We start from the raw sequence: 17,862 nt of genomic DNA on the forward strand, positions 1-17,862 counted from the left end.
TTTTTCAGGTGTCTGGCAAAATCATGTTTGAAGTCAATCCGGTTTATAACAGTATCAAAGACTTAACTGAACGCACTAACGTGCTTCGGGGGTATCTTTGACTATGATGCAAAGAAAGAAAAGTTAGAAGAAGTCTCGCGCGAACTGGAAGATTCTGCGGTCTGGAATAATCCGGAAAAAGCGCAGGCGCTCGGTAAAGAGCGCTCAGCGCTCGAGCAAATCGTCAATACTATCGATAAACTGGACCAGGGCCTTGAAGATGTCGCCGGTCTGGTCGAGCTGGCAGTTGAAGCCGAAGACGAAGAGACTTTTGTTGAAGCCCAGACGGAGCTGGCAGACCTCGAAGCCCAGCTCGCCAAACTCGAATTCCGCCGGATGTTCTCCGGCAAAAATGACTCCAACCACTGCTTCCTCGACATTCAGGCCGGCTCTGGCGGTACTGAAGCGCAGGACTGGGCCAGCATGCTGATGCGGATGTATCTGCGCTGGGGCGAAGCCAAAGGTTTTAGCCCGGAACTGTATGAAGTCACAGACGGCGACGTCGCCGGCATCAAAGGTTGTACCATTCACTTTACCGGCGAATATGCCTACGGCTGGCTGCGCACGGAAACTGGCGTGCACCGTTTAGTGCGTAAAAGCCCGTTTGATTCCGGTAACCGCCGCCACACCTCGTTTGCGTCGGTGTTTGTGTCGCCGGAAATCGACGACGACATCGAAATCGAAATCAACCCGGCCGATTTACGCATCGACACCTACCGAGCCTCGGGCGCCGGTGGTCAGCACGTCAACAGAACCGATTCTGCGGTGCGGATCACCCACATTCCGACCAACATCGTGGTGCAGTGTCAGAACGACCGTTCGCAGCATAAAAACCGCGACAACGCCTTTAAACAACTGCGTGCCAAACTCTATGAGTTTGAATTGCAAAAACAAAATGCGGAAAAACAAGCACTGGAAGACACCAAGTCCGATATCGGCTGGGGTAGTCAAATCCGCTCTTACGTGCTGGATGATTCGCGCATCAAAGATTTGCGCACCGGTGTCGAAACGCGTAATACCCAGTCTGTACTGGACGGGGATTTGGACAAATTTATCGAAGCCAGCTTAAAAGCCGGTTTGTAATTTTCGCTTAAAATCAGGAACTTAAAATGTCTGAACAGAATACTCCGATTGAAGAACATCAGGACGTCAATAAGCTGATCGCCGAGCGGAAACATAAGCTGGCTGCGCTGCGTGAACAGGGTAATCCGTTCCCGAATGATTTCCGTCGTGACGCCACTTCAGAGCAGATCCTGGCGCAATATGAGCATCTGAGCAAAGAAGAGCTGGAAGAGAAAAAAATCCGCGTGACTGTGGCCGGCCGTATGATGCTGCGCCGTATTATGGGCAAAGCCAGCTTCACCACTATTCAGGACGTTGGTGGCAAAATTCAGCTGTATGTTGCCCGCGACAGCCTGGCGGAAAATGTCTACAACGAAGGCTTTAAAAAGTGGGACTTAGGCGACATCGTCGGTGGCAGCGGCACGCTGTTTAAAACCCAGACCGGCGAGCTGACAGTGTGGCTGGATGAAATTCGTTTACTGACCAAAGCGCTGCGCCCACTGCCGGATAAATTCCACGGTTTAACTGATCAGGAAGCCTGTTACCGTCAGCGTTATCTGGACCTCATCGTCAACGAGCAGTCACGTAAAACCTTCTTAATCCGTTCAAAAACAGTGGCCTATATCCGCCAGTTTTTTAACAGTAAGGGCTTTTTAGAAGTCGAAACCCCAATGCTGCAAAGCATCCCGGGTGGCGCTTCAGCCCGGCCGTTTGAAACCCACCACAATGCGCTGGATATGCAGATGTTCCTGCGTATCGCACCAGAGCTGTACTTAAAGCGCTTGGTGGTCGGTGGTTTTGAAAAAGTATTTGAACTGAACCGTAACTTCCGTAACGAAGGCGTGTCGACGCGGCATAACCCGGAATTCACTATGCTGGAATTCTACTGGGCATATGCCGATTATAACGACTTGATGGACCTGACCGAAGAGCTGTTCCGCGGCTTAGCGCAGTCAGTGCTCGGCACCACAGAAGTGCCATATCAGGGCCATATTTTCGATTTCGGCAAACCATTTGCGCGTATGTCAGTGACTGAATCTATCCTGCACTACAACCCAGATGTGAAGCTGGAACAGCTGACCACGCGTGAAGCAGTTGCCACATTGGCGAAATCCTTAGGCATTGAAGTCAAAGCCAATTACGGTCACGGCCGTATTCTGATGGAAGTGTTTGACGAGCTGGTCGAAACCAAGCTGCAACAGCCAACTTTTATCACTGAATACCCGGCCGAGATTTCGCCGCTGGCCCGTCGCAACGACCACAACCCGGAGATCACTGACCGCTTTGAATTCTTCATCGGCGGCCGCGAACTGGGTAACGGCTTCAGCGAGCTGAACGACGCTGAAGATCAGGCAGAACGCTTCCGCGAACAAGTCGCGCAAAAAGAAGCCGGCGACGACGAAGCCATGTACTACGACGAAGATTTCGTCACAGCACTGGAACACGGTTTACCACCAACCGCAGGCCAGGGCATCGGTATCGACCGTCTGGTGATGTTACTGGCCGACGCGCCAAGCATCCGCGACGTCATCCTGTTCCCGCATATGCGTCACAGCGACAAACACGGCAGCTAAGCTGTTGATGTGATGAAAAAAACCACCTTCGGGTGGTTTTTTTATGCACAAAGGCCTGACCCCACCCCGTCCTTTCCGCTCAAAGCTGTTACCTCCAGACTCCAACAAAGCCAGCAGCGGTAGCCGCGGAGTGAGCGATCAAAAGTGAGCGCGGGAGGCGCGAACGGGCGAACGCAGTGGTGGCGGTGTTGGCTTTGCCTCGACAAAGAAGCTGTTCGTTTAAAGCCGCTAATCCAACCCCCCAACAACCCAGTTTTTCGCTGAAAACCAATCAGACGACTTCCGCACCAAACCAGGCATCAACCCATACAAAATATTAATAAAACACGAATAGGAGTAATTCCTATTTGCAAATGAGAATAGATCTCGATACCATGTCGCCCGAAAACTACAGCAGCCGTACCGGCAGTAAAAAGGGATCTGACCATGTCGTTAATCAAATCAAAGAAACATTCTCAACCTTATCCGGCCGCTCTGGCCTCGGCGCTGATGCTGGCGATGCCGGCTGCTTATGCGCAGGACACCGGCAAACTGGCCGAAGTGGAAGTCAAAGGCAGTGCGATTTCAACCGAACTCATCGCCGAAAAAGCCAGCTCTGCCAAACAAGTGAAGCCGCTGGTCGATACCCCGCAGACCATAGTGGTGCTGAAAAAAGAGCTGTTCCAGCAGCAACAAGCCAACACCTTATCTGAAACCCTGCGCAACACGCCGGGTATCACCATGCTGATGGGTGAAAACGGCAACACCGCGACCGGTGATTCGATTTTTATGCGTGGTTTTGATACACAAAGCAGCATCTACGTGGATGGCATCCGCGATTTAGGCACTATCAGCCGCGATACTTTTAACACCGAACAAGTGGAAATCGCCAAAGGCCCGGCCGGCGTCGATAACGGTCGTGGTGCATCCTCTGGCTATATCAATATGAGCAGCAAAGCGGCGACGCTGGATAGCTTTATCACCGGCAGTGCAACAGTAGGCACCGGTTCACACAAACGCGTCAGCGCCGACGTGAACCAGACGCTGGCTATCGACAATGCGGCTATTCGCGTCAACTTACTGCGCCAGGACAGTGGTGTGCCGGGCCGTGATATCGTCGAAAACAATATCACCGGCATTGCCACTTCGCTGGCGTTTGGCCTGAACACTGAAACCCGCACCACACTGAACCTGCTGCACGTACAACAAGACAATATTCCGGATGGCGGCGTGCCGACTATTGGCCTGGAAGGCTTTTACAGTGCCGCTATTGCCACAGCATTCCCAAACAACACGGCACCGGCTTTTGGCAAAGTAGACCGCGAAAGCTTCTATGGCAGCAAAAACGACTTTGATCACGTCGTCGCGGATATGCTGACACTGAAGGTCGAACATGATTTTGCTGATAACGTGAAGCTGCAAAATACCAGCCGTTATGGCGTGTCATCACAAGATTATATTCTGACCGGCGTGAATACCGGCAACGGCATCACAGTGCCGGCAGCGACCAAAAATGACCTGAATACCTGGACAGTCAATCGCAACCGCCAAGGTAAAGATCAGCAAAACCAGCTGCTGATTAACCAGACCAACCTGAATGCCACGCTGCAGCAGGGCAGTCTGACGCACAATATTGCCTCTGGTATTGAATTCAGCTTTGAAAGTCAGTTGAACTACACGCTGGGCTTACCGACCGGCACGACTCAGGTCAATGCCAATCTTTACAACCCTTCGACTGCAGACGTGTTCGCATTACCAGTCCGCACTGGCGCGAAAACTGACGGCAATACCAGTACTGCCGCTTTATATCTGCTGGATACCATTGATTTAAATGCGCAGTGGCAAATCAGCGCCGGCGTGCGTGCTGAGCACTACAACACTGATACTAATCTGATCACGGTGCAAGCAGCCGCCACTCCACAAACAGTTCCGGTGGGTACTTTAATCGGTTCACAAGCGCGTAAATCTGACAATTTGCTGAGCTATAAAGTAGGCACTACTTACAAACCAACAGAGAATGGTTCGGTGTATCTGTCTTATGCCACGTCACAATTGCCACCGGGCGGCACTAACTTCTCGCTGAGCACTGCGGCGACGAACCAGAACAACCCGATGCTGGACCCGCAAAAAGGCACAAACCTGGAACTGGGTACTAAGTGGCAGTTACTGGATAAAAACCTGTTCGCGACCGCGGCCTTGTTTGAAACCGTCAATAAAAACGAACTGGTGCGCGATGATCTGAATACCTATGTACCGGTTGGTGAGAAAACCGTACGTGGCCTCGAGCTGGCGCTGGTCGGTTCACCACTGCAGAATTTTGAACTGAATGCCGGGATCGCGCTGATGAATCCAAAAATCACCCGTGGCGCTTTATACAGTAGCGCTCCAACGGATGGTGGTGTGATCCAGTGGACGCCAAAAACCACTTTCACGGTGTGGGGCACATACACGCTGGAAAAACTGAAGCTGGGCGGTGGTGCCCGCTACATGGATTCAGTCGCCCGTTCCAATACTACAAACCTGGTAGCTGCGACCAACTCGATGCTGGAAGTGCCGGATTATTGGGTGGTGGATGCGATGGCGACCTATGAGGTGAATCCGACAGTGACAGTGCAATTTAACCTGTATAACCTGCTGGACGAAGAATATGTGCAGTCACTGAATAACGGCGGCGGTCGTTACCATCAGGGCGCGCCACGTTCGGCCAAGCTGGGTGTGAATGTCGCGTTCTAAGTTGATGCGTTCCGAACCTGAGTTAAGCGAAATCTGAGGCAGCCCCAGGGCTGCCTTTTCCCATTGAGGTATCTGATGTTATTACATATTCCTGCCGTGTTAAGCAAAACCGAAGTGGCCGAGTTCCGCCGTTTGCTGGCGCAAAGTAGCTGGACTGATGGCCGCGCGACAGTCGGGCCGCAAGGGGCACAAGTCAAGCACAACCGCCAGTTACCGGTCGACAGCCCGTTGGCGCGGGAGCTGGGCGCACTGATTTTGCAGCGTTTGTATCAGCATCCGCAGTTTTTGTCGGCCGCCTTGCCGCTGCGCACAGTGCCACCGTTGTTTAATGCCTACAGCGGCGGCGAGCATTATGGTTTACATGTCGATGGCGCAATCCGGATTTTACCGGGCAGCACTTTAAGCTTAAGAACCGACGTCTCCTCGACGTTGTTTTTGTCCGAACCGGACGAATACGACGGTGGTGAATTGCAGGTGATGGACACTTATGGCGAACATCAGGTCAAACTGCCGGCCGGTGATTTGATTTTGTATCCGTCGACCAGCCTGCATCAGGTGTTGCCGGTCACGCGTGGCGAGCGGGTCTGCAGTTTCTTCTGGAGCCAGAGCCAAATTCGCGATGACGCCAAACGCGCGTTGTTGTATTCGCTGGATCAGCAAATCCAGAGCCTGCGCCAGCAGCTGGGTGATAGCAGCGAAGTGCTGGCGTTGACCGGGCATTATCATAATCTGCTTAGAATGTGGGCCGAGATATGATATCCCCTTCGTCCTTGAAAATTCGGGGGTGTTGGCTGCCTTCACTCACGGCAATCGCATAGACAACTATGCTCATGCCGATTCGCTCAGTTGCCGCCTACCCGAATCTCCAATGACTTTGGGGATAGGTCTTTTCATTGAAGAAGTATCCGACACAATTTGTAAAGGTATTTAACTGGGCGTCAACAACCGCCTTTGGCATGCTGTGTTGGTCTTCTTTTGTCAGGAACAACCCGGTCATGCTCACAATTACAAATCTAAGCAAAACATATGATAACGGCGTTAAAGCGCTGCAGAATATCAGTCTGAATATCCCCAAAGGCATGTATGGATTGCTCGGCCCGAATGGCGCCGGCAAATCCAGTCTGATGCGTACCATCGCTACTTTACAATCTGCTGATAGCGGCACTGTGCGCTTTGGCGACATTGATGTATTAAAAGACCCGAATGCGCTGCGCCGCACGCTGGGGTATCTGCCGCAGGATTTTCAGGTGTATCCGCGCATCAGCGCAGCAGATTTGCTCGATCATCTGGCGGTGCTCAAAGGCCTCAACGAGAAAAAATCACGGCGTGAAACTGTTGAAGCTTTACTCGCGCACGTCAATTTATATCAGCACAAAGATAAAGCGGTCAGCAGTTTTTCCGGTGGTATGCGTCAGCGCTTTGGCATCGCGCAGGCTTTGCTCGGTGACCCGCAGCTGCTGATTGTCGACGAACCAACTGCTGGCCTCGATCCGGAAGAACGCAACCGTTTCCACAACCTGCTGGTCAGTCTTGGCGAAGATAAAGTCATTATTCTGTCGACGCACATTGTGGATGATGTGGCAGAGCTGTGTCCGCAGATGGCAGTGCTGGCCGGCGGCCAAATACTGCTGACCGGCAGCCCGCTGCAGCTGGTCGACGAATTACAAGGCCAGGTCTGGACTAAAACGGTCAATCAGGCCGAAGCGCAGGAACTGGAACAGCAATTGCCGGTGATCTCGAAACGACTGTTTGCCGGTCGCACTGTGCTGAACGTGTTTGCCATCAGCCAGCCGGTGGGCTTCAGTCCATGCGCCGCCAATCTGGAAGACGTGTATTTCTCTTGTTTGCATCAGGCGCGTCAGCGCCAGTCTGCCTGAGGAGCACCTTATGTTCCTGCAGATGATCCGGTTTGAATGGCGTTATTACCGGCGCCAGCCGTCTTTTTATGTCACTTCAATGTTGTTCTTTTTACTGGCGTTTTTTGCCACAGCATCCGACAACGTGCAAATCGGTGGCGGTGGTGAAGTCTGGGGCAATGGGCCTTTTGCTATCACCCGCACCATCACGACCATGCTGATTTTTTCGATGTTTCTGGTGGTGAATTTTGTCAGCAGTGCGGCGCTGCGTAACCACGCCAGCCAGATGGAAGAACTGGTCTGCACCAAGCCGGTGCCACCTTTGTCTTATCAGCTTGGCCGGTTTTTTGGCAGTTACCTGGTGCTGGTGTTTGTATTTGCCATGGTGCCGCTCGGGACTTTATTAGGCTCGCTGATGCCTTGGGTCGATCAGGCGCGATTTGGCCCGACAGTGCTCAGTTATTATGTCGATGCCTATCTGATTTTCGCGCTGCCATCGTTGTTTGTGTTGTCGGCGCTGTTTTACACCATCGCCAGCAAGTTTAAATCGATGCAGGCTATGTATCTGGTGGCCGTGGTGGTGTTTGTGCTCTATCTGATCGCCGGCAGTTTTGCCCAGTCGCCGGAGTACCGCACTATGGCGGCGCTGCTGGACCCCTTTGGTTTACGGTCTTTTGCCGATGTGTCGAGGTACTGGACTATCGTCGAGAAAAACACCTTAAGTGTCAGTTTCAACGGTGTCTTGCTGCAAAACCGGCTGTTATGGCTGGCGGTGGGCGTGGTTTTGCTGGCGCTGTTTGGTGGTTTATTTAAGCCGCTGGCGCTGACGCCTAAAGCCCGCGCCGGCAAAGCCAAAGCGCAAAGCGCAGTGCCGGTGTTTGCCATCCAGAGCTTGCAAACCAAAGCGCAGGCGCCATCGCAGTGGGCGCAGTTCTGCACACGGCTTGGCTTTGAACTCAAACAAGTGGTGTTCAGTGCGCCATTTTTTATGTTGCTGCTGATTTGTATCTTTAACCTGCTGGCGCCTTTGTTTATGCCACAGCGTTTTTACGGCACGGCCGATTGGCCATTAACCCAGACCATGATTGAGCTGGTGACGGATTCAAGTAGTTTGCTGCTGGTGCTGATCCTGACTTATTACTGCGCCGAAGTAGTCTGGCGTGAACGTTCGCAGGGCATTGGCGACATTATCGACGCCACGCCGGTGGCCAATATGGTGCTGTGGCTGTCAAAACTGCTGGCGGTTGCCGGCGCTATGTTGCTGATGTATCTGGCCTTTGCCTTAGCGACCATCAGCTATCAGCTGCTGAAAGGTTTTGACGATCTGGACCTGATGCAGTATCTGGTGCGCCTCGGTTATTTTAACTTCCTGCCTTTTATGCTGACCGTGGTACTGGCGTTCCTGATTCAGGTGTTAAGCCCGAACAAATATGCCGGTATGGGCATTTTTGTGGTGTATTTCATTCTGACGCAAGTACTGGATGCCTGGGGTTTTAACCACCGCATGTGGCATTTTGCTGCCTCGCCGGCGGCGCCATTCTCCGACTTAAACCGCTTCGGCTGGACCTTAGAAAGTCATAGCTGGTACATGTTGTATTGGGGCGGACTGACGGCGATGTTGTTTGTGCTGGGTTTTGGCATGTTCCAACGCGGGCCGGCGCAAAGTCTGGCGGTGCGTTATCAGCAGCTGCGTTATCAGATTGGCGCCGGTGGTCAGGCGGTGATCCTGCTCGGTAGTCTGGTGTTTGTCGGTAGTGGAGGCTGGATTTATTACAACACCCGTGTGCTGAACCAATACGACAGCGCGGAGCAGCAGATGGATTTACAGGCCGATTATGAAAAAGCCTATAAAGCCGGCGCTGACGACCCAATTCTGGTGGCCCGCAAAGTCGAAGCTTTTGTGGATATCTATCCGGCACAACGTCAGGTTGACGCCCGGATTGAACAAACATTAGTGAATAAATTCGATAAGCCAGTCAGCAAGATGCTGGTGAACTGGCCGAAATACACCCGAACCATGGAAATCATTGCGCCGGGCGCGACGTTAAGCCCACGTGATAATCGTCTCGGCACCGCCTGGCTGGAGTTCAGCACACCGGTGCAACCGGGTGAGACTGTTGCGATGACCATCAAACTTAGCCGCACCAATCCGGGGTTTCAGGATGATGATGTTGATGTCGCGGTGGTTGAAAACGGCACTTTTATCAACAACGCGGAATTGCTGCCACAGTTTGGTTACAACGCCGGTTTTGAACTGCAGGAGCGGCATGAACGCAGCAAACGCGGCTTGGAGCCGGTGCAGCGCGCGCATAAACTGGAAGACAGCAGCCGCTATAACGAAAGTGGTTTTGGCCGGGCTGAAGACTTTATTGACTTCAGCGCGACCGTCTCTACCGCTTCGGATCAAACCGCGCTGGCGCCGGGTTATCTGAAAAAACAGTGGCAGCAGGATGGCCGCAGTTATTTCCGCTATGAAATGAATGCGCCGATGTTTAACTTCTATTCGTTTCTGTCGGCGCGGCTGGCGGTGAAAAAGCAGGATTATCAGGGCGTTTCGCTCGAGGTCTATTATCACCCGGCGCATCACTGGAATATCGATAGGATGATGCAGTCGATGCAGGACTCGCTGGATTATTTCAACAAGGCGTTTTCGCCGTACCAGCACCAGCAAATGCGCATTATTGAATTCCCGGGCTATCGTGATTTTGCCCAGTCCTTTGCCAATACAGTACCGTATTCTGAGGGCATTGGGTTTATCAATGACCTGCGCAACGAAGACAGCATCGACATGCCGTATTACGTCACCGCACACGAAATGGCGCATCAGTGGTGGGGCCATCAGGTCGGCACTGCCAATGTGCAGGGCAGCGCGGTGATCCCCGAAACGCTGGCACAATACAGCGCGCTTCGGGTGATGGAAACTAAATATGGCCAGGCCAAATTACGCCAGTTCTTAAAATACGAACTGGACCGCTATTTACGTGGCCGTACTGATGAGAAAGTGGCAGAAGAACCGCTACTGCGCGCCGAAGGTCAGGGGTATATCCATTACCGTAAAGGTTCTATTGTGATGATGGCCATCAAAGACCGGATTGGTGTAGAGCGACTGGATGAGAACCTCAAGGCGTTTTTGCAGGAATTTCAGTACAAACAAAACCCATATCCAACTACGCTGGATTTACTGCGCCACTTAACGGCTGGCGTTAGCAGTGAAGATAAAGCCTTTATCGAGCAGCAATTCACGCTCATCACTTTGTACGATTTACGCGTGCTGGACCAGCAGAAAACTGAATTGCCGGACGGTCAGCTGCAACTGGATTTAACCATTCAGGCAGCGCGGCTCAGTGCCGACGGTAAAGGCGCTGAAACCGAACAGCCGCTGGACGAAGACATCGATATTGGTGGTTTTAGTGCAGATCCGGATAAGTTTTCGGCGGATAACCAGTTATTGTATCTGCAAAAACACCGGATCAAATCCGGCAAACAGCAGCTACGCGTGGTGGTGCCAAAAGGCACGGCTTATATCGGTATCGATCCGCTGATTAAGCTGATTGACCGCGATGCGGCGGATAATATTCGTAAGCTCTGAGTAGTTCTTCAAACAACAAACCCGCCAATCGGCGGGTTTGTTGTTTACAGCGGTGCTTTGCAAAAACTGATGAAGGTCTTCCTTCCGGCTTATTTGCCTGCTTTAGCAGCCTGTTGCTGCGCTTCCAGTTCCTGCCAGGCCTGGCTGCCCCACAGCGGCACTGTGGTCAGCGAGTGCTTGTCACTGCCGGCACTTTCTTTGGTCGAATACGACAGGTACACCAAAGTTCTGTTATCGGCATCAAAAATCCGTCTGATTTTCAGATGCTTAAACAAAATACTTTTCGATGCGGTGAAAATCACTTCGCCGGATTTGGACTTGTCGATTTTATCCAACATGGCCGCAGTAATTTCTCCGGTCTGACGGCAGGCGATCGACATATCTGATGGGTCTGCCAACGACAAATCAGCTTCAACATGACTGATATGGCAGGTGACACCGGGAATGGCCGGGTCGTTAAAAGTCTGAATTTTAATGTCTTTAGTGGTAAAAAGCCCAAGGCTGACATCACCGACTTCTTTGGGTGAACAGGCACTGAGCGCAGTGAACACCAGACCTGCAGCTAACACACGCTTAAAATGAATCATTACAACTCCTTGTTTAATCTGATTAATAGCTAATGGTCTGAACCACAAAACAGCATTGCCGGCTGGTTACCACTTGGCGTAATGATCTTCTGCCAGCCCCAGACAATGCTGCAGCTGCAGCACCTTGCCACTGCGTAACCGCAGAGTACCACTGTATAACCCGGCATATTGGCGGAAATTACTGGCTAGCAGGCCAAGTTGAAGTTTTTCCTGCCGGCAGAAATCGGCTTCAAAAGTTAAATCCACTTCACCACATAATGTGCGGATGCGCCACGGTGTGGCTTGACCGCGATCAAACTCAAAGCGGGCCGGGCTTAAATGCTGGATGTTGCCGTCATACCACAAGGCGTTTTCGCAAAGCCCGGTTTCGTTGACACCCGCCGCCAGATTCAAACCAAAAGGCACACCGTCCAATAAAGTATTGATGGAACTCCAGCGCCAGCTGGTTTCACGGCGCATAAAACCGGCGGAGAAATCGATACCGCCGCGGGCTTTCGTCAGATCCAGCGGTTGCCCATCAAGCAGCAAACTGCCACTGACACGCAGCGCATTGTTTTTTTCGGTGTAAGTCCAGCCGTTGTAGCCGGTAGGAGCGGCCAGCGCCAGTGGCTGTTGTTGGTCAAAATCAAGCTGTACTTCTGCTGCTAAGCCCGGAACCTTGACAGTCAAAGTCCAGCCGCTGGCGGCGCTCTGAATTTGCCAGTGTTTGGCACCTTTGCCCATTTTCGCTACGCCCCGTTGCGGCGATTCGCTGGTGAGGCAACCAAAACCCAGCGGCGCCAACAAGGCAAATTCGCGCGCTGGTTTGCCTTGCTGATACAGATACACAAAACCAGAACAGACATAACGCACATCAGCAATCGCGACAGCCAGCAGCCAGCCCGGGCCACTGATGCAGACGAATTGAAATTGTTTATAGCCAAAATGCCGGGTCAACCGGCTGACCGGTTTATCGAGCACAGAATGCAGCCGAAAGGCTGGCAGATTTAACTCAGCAACTGACCCATCAAACAGGCCTTGTTGCAGGTTGCCGCTCTCGTCTATCAGCTTTAATGGCGCTTGGGTTAATACAGGCTGGTAACAGTGGGATTCAGACATCAGCGTGATCCGCAAACGGAGATAACAGATTTATATCAGCTTTTTCTGGTCAGACCAAGCGGGTGGTGTTGCGGAGCAAAGGGGAAATGCAGAGGGTGAAAAACGGCTGCCGGTGGTCCGGCAGCCTGAGTATCTTAATGATCGTGGCCTGAGTGGCCATCGATGCCGTGGGCATGGCCGTGTGCCAGTTCGTCAGCAGTGGCATCGCGGACTAACAGTACTTCGATATCAAACGTCAGGTCAATGCCAGACAGCGGGTGATTGCCGTCTACCACAACCTCTTCATCGGTGACATCCAGAACGATGACGGATTGTTCGTGGCCATCCGGGCCCGCGGCGCGAAAACGCATGCCGACTTCCACTTCCATACCTTCGAACAAATTACGCGGTACCGCCTGAGTCAGTTCGTCATGACGTTCGCCGTAGGCATCAGCTGCAGCGATAGCGACAGTAAACTTGTCGCCGGCTTGTTTACCGGTCAGAACCTTCTCGAGACCGCTGATCAGTGAACCGGTGCCGTGGATAAACACTAAAGGTTCGGCGCCAAAAGAGCTGTCGAGTTCGTTGCCGTTGGCATCGCTGACGCTGTAGTGCATGGCGACGACTTTGTTGTGTTGAATAGTCATGAGGACCTCAGGGAGTGATGGAATAAGGTAAAGGTTGTAATTGTAAGCCGACATCCGGCTCTGTCGCCAGCCGGAAATGGTCGGTTGCGCTGATATCGTTGGGTAATACGGCCAGCAATTGCAGCTGGCCCTGAATATTCACTGCATTGACCACCACGCCGCTGCGCCGCCAGTTCTGTTCCAGCTGCAGTTCGATATCGCTACCAGCGACCGGCGTATGCTCAGTATCAGCTTTCAGCAGGTACATGGCTCTTTTGTTTTTGCCCAGATACTTCATCCGCGCCACCATTTCCTGGCCCATATAACAGCCTTTGGTAAAGCTGATAGCGTCTAACGCTTGCAGATTCAGCTGCTGCGGCACATATTCACCAAGTAAGGGTTGTTCCAGATACGGCATGCCGTGCGCGATATGTTGCGCCAGCCAGCGGGTTGGGGCGGCCATCAGCGCCTGTTGTTGCTGCCACAGGGTTTTGGCTTGTTCGATGGCCAGAATCAACACAAAGTGATCGGCGGCGAGGCCTAATAAGTATCCACCATCAACGGCCTGTTGCTGGCCGATGGCAGGTTGCGGATAACCAAGCTGAGTCAGTAAAGTGGCGCTGTCTGCACCGCCAATACCGAACACCGCATATTGGTCCTGCACTTCAGTGAAACTGACTTTAGAAAAGACGCCGTATTTTTTAAGCTGGGCCAGTGAGGCCTGCAGTTCGTCGCGAAACGCCAGCCAAAGCAGGTCGTCGCCTGCCTGCAGCAAGTGGAAAGTGCCCCACATTTTGCCTTTGGCATCACAGTGGGCGCCACGCAGGAAATGTTCGCTGGTCACTTGGGTCACATCACAAGTGACCTGACCTTGCAGAAACTTTTGTTGGTCAGCACCGCTGATTTTTAACAGCTGAAAGGCCGGCAGGGGACTGACAAAAGCGGAAGACAGATTATTTGACAGCTGAGCCAGTTGCTCAGCACTCATCCAGAAACTTTGCATAACAGCGGAGGGCTCCCGACTGAAACCATTTACAGTTGCTTGATCATTGGGTGTAGCTGGCAAAAGCACAACCCCTGACCGATTTTTTTGTTAGAATTTAGCCCTTATCTGCATCGGCGTTTCACGCTGTATTCACAGGAATATTATGACTGCCTTAATGACCAAACCAAAATTACGTTGGGCCTGCCGTCGCGGTATGCTGGAGCTGGACGTATTACTGGCGCCTTTTGTTGAACATGGTTACGACGCGCTGACTGAGCCGGAAAAACACATTTTTGAACGCCTGCTGGCCTGTGATGACCCAGATTTATTCGCCTGGTTTATGGGCCATGCCCAGTCGCCGGACCCGCAACTGCAAGCGCTGGTTCAGGTCATTCTGAACCGGGTACGGGTTTAAAAAATGCAATGCCGGCTGCTCGGCGTCGGGCATTCAGCCTGGCCTGTCCGGCTGCACTGTGGTTTGATCCTGCTGGCGCTGCTCAGTGCAGGCAGTGTAGGGGCCATAGCGCCCTGGTGGCTGCAGTGTGGCTGGTTGCCGGTGTTTTATTATTGTTTTGCAGCCAGACAATTCGCTCAACCGGGCTGGGTATTAAGCTTTGACTCCGGTTTGCAAATACGCAGCGCTGCAGTAGATTCGGCAAATACCTTACCAGAGCAACAGTTGGCCGTTTACCAGGGGGAGTTATTACCCGACAGCCAACAGTGCTGGCTGGGATTCTGGCTGCATTGGCGCAGCAGCGATGGTCAGATAAAGCGGCGTTGGTTGTTTCAGGATGCCTTATCAGCAGCTGATGTGCGGACGCTAGCGCGCCATATTCAACAGCTACGCTGGCAACGACCGGCAGCGCCGGTAGGTTTTATGCAGTGGTTCAGCTAACCCACAACCGCAACAGTCTTCCCCTATTTAAATACAGGACATTCTTATGAGTTTTGTTGAACTAGTCGGATACATCCCGGCGATTATTTTTCCGGTGGCCACTCTGATGCAGCTGGTGCATTTACTGCGCACCAAAGAATCTGCCGGCGTGCCGGCGCTAACCTGGGCTGCTTTTGCGCTGGGCAATATCAGTTTGTACATCTATGCGGAGAAGTACTTTGAACTGCAATCAATCTTGGGTCAGCTGGCGACCGCAGCGCTGCAGATTTATGTCGTGATGCTGATTATCAAATACCGCAAGAAACCGGAAACTACAGCATAGTCAGGGTGCTGACTGTACGTTGAGGGACAAAAAAGCCGGAAGTGATTTCCGGCTTTTTGCTGTTTGGCTTGCAACACAATAACTCAGTCACGCCCCGGTTGCAGCACAGTTGGCTTGCTGTGCGCCGCCTGCTCCGGATAATCCAGCGTGTAGTGCAGGCCGCGGCTTTCCTTGCGTTGCATGGCACTTTTGATGATGAGTTCTGCCACCATGGTCAGGTTACGTAGTTCCAGCAAATTATTGCTGACTCTGAAGTGGCGGTAATACTCCTGAATTTCACGCTGCAGCAGTTCTACCCGGTGTAATGCGCGTTCCAGCCGTTTGGTGGTGCGAACTATGCCAACAAAATCCCACATAAACATTCTGAGCTCGTGCCAGTTGTGGGTGATCACCACTTCTTCATCCGAATTACTGACCCGGCTCTCGTCCCAATCTGGTAGCTCCGGGGTTGGTTTGGATGTCGGCCACTGTTGCAGAATATGCCGTGCCGCACTTTGGGCGAACACCACACATTCCAATAACGAGTTACTTGCCATTCGGTTGGCGCCATGTAAACCGGTATATGCGACTTCACCAATCGCATAGAGATTGGAGATGTCAGTCTGACCATTGAGGTTGGTCATGACGCCGCCGCAGGTGTAATGCGCAGCGGGCACCACCGGAATAGGCTGTTTAGTGATGTCGATACCAACACTTAAGCATTTGGCATAAATAGTCGGGAAATGCTCGAGGATAAAATCTTTCGGCTGATGACTGATGTCGAGATAGACACAGGCGACGCCTAAACGCTTCATTTCAAAGTCGATAGCGCGCGCGACAATATCACGCGGCGCCAGTTCGGCTCTTTCGTCAAAATCCGGCATAAAACGGGTGCCATCAGGGCGTTTCAGATAAGCGCCTTCACCACGCATTGCTTCAGTGATCAGATAGTTCTGCGCATCGGGATGATATAGGCTGGTCGGGTGGAACTGATTAAATTCCATATTGGCGACGCGACAGCCAGCGCGCCACGCCATCGCAATGCCGTCGCCAGACGCTACATCCGGATTGGAGGTATACAGATATACTTTGCTGGCACCGCCGGTCGCCAGCGCAACAAAGCGGGCGGCGATGACTTCAACCTGCTCGTTGTCCCGGTTCCAGACATAAGCGCCGTGACATTGATTACCGTCGATGCCCAGTTTCTGGTCGGTGATAAGGTCGATGGCGTTGTAGTTTTCCAGCAGACGGATATTTGGGTGGCGACGCACCTGATCTACCAGGGTGATTTGCACGGCGCGACCAGTAGCGTCTGCTGCATGCAAAATACGGCGGTGGCTGTGGCCGCCTTCACGGGTCAGGTGGTATTTCAACACACCGTCGTCATCGCGATACTGATCAAAAGGCACGCCTTGCGCAATCAGCCATTCCATCGCAGTTTTGGCGTTTTCGGCGGTAAATTGCACGGCGGCATCTTCGCAAAGGCCTGCACCGGCGATCAGTGTATCGTTGACATGGGATGCGATGCTGTCGTTTTCATCAAACACTGCCGCGATACCGCCTTGTGCATACAAAGTCGAGCCTTCGCGCAGCGGGCCTTTACTCAACACTATCACGTTCAGATCCTGTGCAAGCTGCAGCGCCAGACTTAATCCTGCTGCGCCACTGCCGACAATTAAAACGTCACAGCGATGTTCTTTTTGATGATGCATGCGATACACTTACCCGACAAAAAACAGGATCTTAACCAGATCTACCGGGTTGTCGTACCGTTCGCACGGCTCGCAACCTGCAAATGATCTGAATGAAAAACGCCTTTTTATGCCGAAAAACAGCATGGCGATCATTTTATTGTAACTTTTTTATCGGTGAAACCGAACTTTTTCCGCAGCCCTTCATCTGAGTGAATACGCTTGAGAAGAGCCAGTGACAAATTTAAGCAGTATTGAGACAGGGGAACGGCTCCCAGATGAGCGAGCAAGAATTGGATTGGCAGATTGTCCAACGGGTACAACAAGGGGATAAAGCTGCTTTTAACCTGCTGGTCAGAAAATATCAGCACAGGTTAGCGAACTTAATCTCAAGGTATGTCTCTAACCACGGCGATGTTGCAGATGTAGCGCAAGAAGCCTTCATCAAAGCTTACCGGGCTTTGCCTGGTTTTCGTGGTGACAGTGCTTTTTATACCTGGTTGTACCGGATAGCTGTAAACAGTGCGAAGAATTACCTGGTTGCCAACGGTCGCAAGCCACCGTCAACCGATGTGGATGCTGAGGAAGCAGATTCTTATGAAGGCAGCGATGCACTGAAAGTGCAGGACTCGCCGGAAAAGTTGCTGTTAACCGAAGAGATCCGCCAGGTCGTATTTGAAACGATAGAAAAATTACCGGAAGAATTGCGTACCGCTATCACGTTGCGCGAATTGGACGGTCTGAGTTATGAAGAAATTGCTGAAGTGATGGGGTGCCCAATCGGTACCGTCCGCAGCCGGATCTTCAGAGCCCGGGAAGCGATAGACACCCAGTTGAAGCCACTTGTTGGCTGATTTATCAACGAAGA

15 protein-coding genes are annotated in these 17,862 nt (G+C 52.3%); 10 read left to right on the forward strand and 5 right to left on the reverse strand.

Translation table 11 applies throughout. The features are described from left to right. Nucleotides 1-23 precede the first annotated feature (23 nt). The 6 genes from prfB to Q399_RS0108565 all read left to right on the forward strand — a co-directional run bounded on the left by prfB (nucleotide 24) and on the right by Q399_RS0108565 (nucleotide 10,832). Nucleotides 24-1,122 (forward strand): peptide chain release factor 2 gene (gene prfB / locus Q399_RS0108540; protein ID WP_169739306.1). Its coding sequence is split into 2 segments (ribosomal slippage): nucleotides 24-98 and nucleotides 100-1,122, totalling 1,098 coding nucleotides; the frame shifts between segments, so codons are not numbered across the junction. A gap of 26 nt (nucleotides 1,123-1,148) precedes the next feature. Further along, nucleotides 1,149-2,675 carry a lysine--tRNA ligase gene (gene lysS / locus Q399_RS0108545; protein ID WP_031567767.1) on the forward strand — a complete coding sequence of 509 codons (1,527 nt, stop codon included), beginning with the start codon at nucleotides 1,149-1,151 and terminating at the stop codon, nucleotides 2,673-2,675. Nucleotides 2,676-3,101: 426 nt separating this feature from the next. Next, nucleotides 3,102-5,387 carry a catecholate siderophore receptor Fiu gene (locus tag Q399_RS0108550; RefSeq protein ID WP_031567770.1) on the forward strand — a complete coding sequence of 762 codons (2,286 nt, stop codon included), beginning with the start codon at nucleotides 3,102-3,104 and terminating at the stop codon, nucleotides 5,385-5,387. Nucleotides 5,388-5,462: 75 nt separating this feature from the next. Continuing rightward, nucleotides 5,463-6,143 carry a Fe2+-dependent dioxygenase gene (locus Q399_RS0108555; RefSeq protein ID WP_031567773.1) on the forward strand — a complete coding sequence of 227 codons (681 nt, stop codon included), beginning with the start codon at nucleotides 5,463-5,465 and terminating at the stop codon, nucleotides 6,141-6,143. Nucleotides 6,144-6,382: 239 nt separating this feature from the next. Continuing rightward, nucleotides 6,383-7,264, forward strand: coding sequence for an ABC transporter ATP-binding protein (locus Q399_RS0108560; protein WP_031567775.1), 882 nt, complete (start codon nucleotides 6,383-6,385; stop codon nucleotides 7,262-7,264). Between the two features lie 10 nt (nucleotides 7,265-7,274). Further along, entirely contained in the window at nucleotides 7,275-10,832 is a 3,558-nt protein-coding gene (locus Q399_RS0108565; protein ID WP_031567778.1) for a M1 family aminopeptidase, read from the forward strand. A gap of 89 nt (nucleotides 10,833-10,921) precedes the next feature. Here Q399_RS0108565 and Q399_RS0108570 read toward each other — a convergent pair whose 3' ends face one another. From Q399_RS0108570 to ygfZ, 4 genes are all read right to left on the reverse strand, one after another. Continuing rightward, on the reverse strand, nucleotides 10,922-11,419 hold the full coding sequence (locus Q399_RS0108570) for a CreA family protein (protein ID WP_031567781.1): 498 nt from the start codon (nucleotides 11,417-11,419) through the stop codon (nucleotides 10,922-10,924). Between the two features lie 66 nt (nucleotides 11,420-11,485). After that, on the reverse strand, nucleotides 11,486-12,517 hold the full coding sequence (locus Q399_RS0108575) for a DUF2804 domain-containing protein (RefSeq protein ID WP_031567783.1): 1,032 nt from the start codon (nucleotides 12,515-12,517) through the stop codon (nucleotides 11,486-11,488). A gap of 134 nt (nucleotides 12,518-12,651) precedes the next feature. After that, a complete protein-coding gene (locus tag Q399_RS0108580; protein WP_031567785.1) occupies nucleotides 12,652-13,143 on the reverse strand; it encodes an FKBP-type peptidyl-prolyl cis-trans isomerase in 492 nt (163 codons plus the stop codon). Between the two features lie 7 nt (nucleotides 13,144-13,150). Continuing rightward, nucleotides 13,151-14,125: a tRNA-modifying protein YgfZ gene (ygfZ, locus tag Q399_RS0108585; RefSeq protein WP_031567787.1), complete on the reverse strand. Its 975-nt coding sequence runs from the start codon at nucleotides 14,123-14,125 to the stop codon at nucleotides 13,151-13,153. 145 nt (nucleotides 14,126-14,270) lie between these two features. Between ygfZ and Q399_RS0108590 the strand changes: the two genes are divergently transcribed. The 3 genes from Q399_RS0108590 to Q399_RS0108600 are packed head-to-tail and all read left to right on the forward strand — an operon-like array spanning nucleotide 14,271 to nucleotide 15,324. Further along, entirely contained in the window at nucleotides 14,271-14,522 is a 252-nt protein-coding gene (locus Q399_RS0108590) for an FAD assembly factor SdhE (protein ID WP_031567789.1), read from the forward strand. A gap of 3 nt (nucleotides 14,523-14,525) precedes the next feature. Beyond that, a complete protein-coding gene (locus Q399_RS0108595; protein ID WP_031567791.1) occupies nucleotides 14,526-15,002 on the forward strand; it encodes a hypothetical protein in 477 nt (158 codons plus the stop codon). A gap of 46 nt (nucleotides 15,003-15,048) precedes the next feature. Beyond that, nucleotides 15,049-15,324 (forward strand): hypothetical protein, encoded by a 276-nt coding sequence (locus Q399_RS0108600; protein WP_051685851.1) that lies wholly within the window; start codon nucleotides 15,049-15,051, stop codon nucleotides 15,322-15,324. A gap of 83 nt (nucleotides 15,325-15,407) precedes the next feature. On the opposite strand, the gene nadB is transcribed toward Q399_RS0108600, so the two are convergent. Beyond that, nucleotides 15,408-17,015, reverse strand: a complete 1,608-nt coding sequence (nadB, locus tag Q399_RS0108605; RefSeq protein ID WP_031567795.1) for an L-aspartate oxidase — start codon at nucleotides 17,013-17,015, stop codon at nucleotides 15,408-15,410. 257 nt (nucleotides 17,016-17,272) lie between these two features. On the opposite strand from nadB, the gene rpoE reads away from it, so the two are divergent. Beyond that, nucleotides 17,273-17,848, forward strand: a complete 576-nt coding sequence (gene rpoE / locus Q399_RS0108610; protein WP_031567797.1) for an RNA polymerase sigma factor RpoE — start codon at nucleotides 17,273-17,275, stop codon at nucleotides 17,846-17,848. Nucleotides 17,849-17,862: the final 14 nt, after the last annotated feature.

It is taken from the genome of Rheinheimera texasensis DSM 17496 (genome assembly GCF_000711985.1).
GTDB classification, from domain to species: Bacteria; Pseudomonadota; Gammaproteobacteria; order Enterobacterales; family Alteromonadaceae; genus Pararheinheimera; species Pararheinheimera texasensis.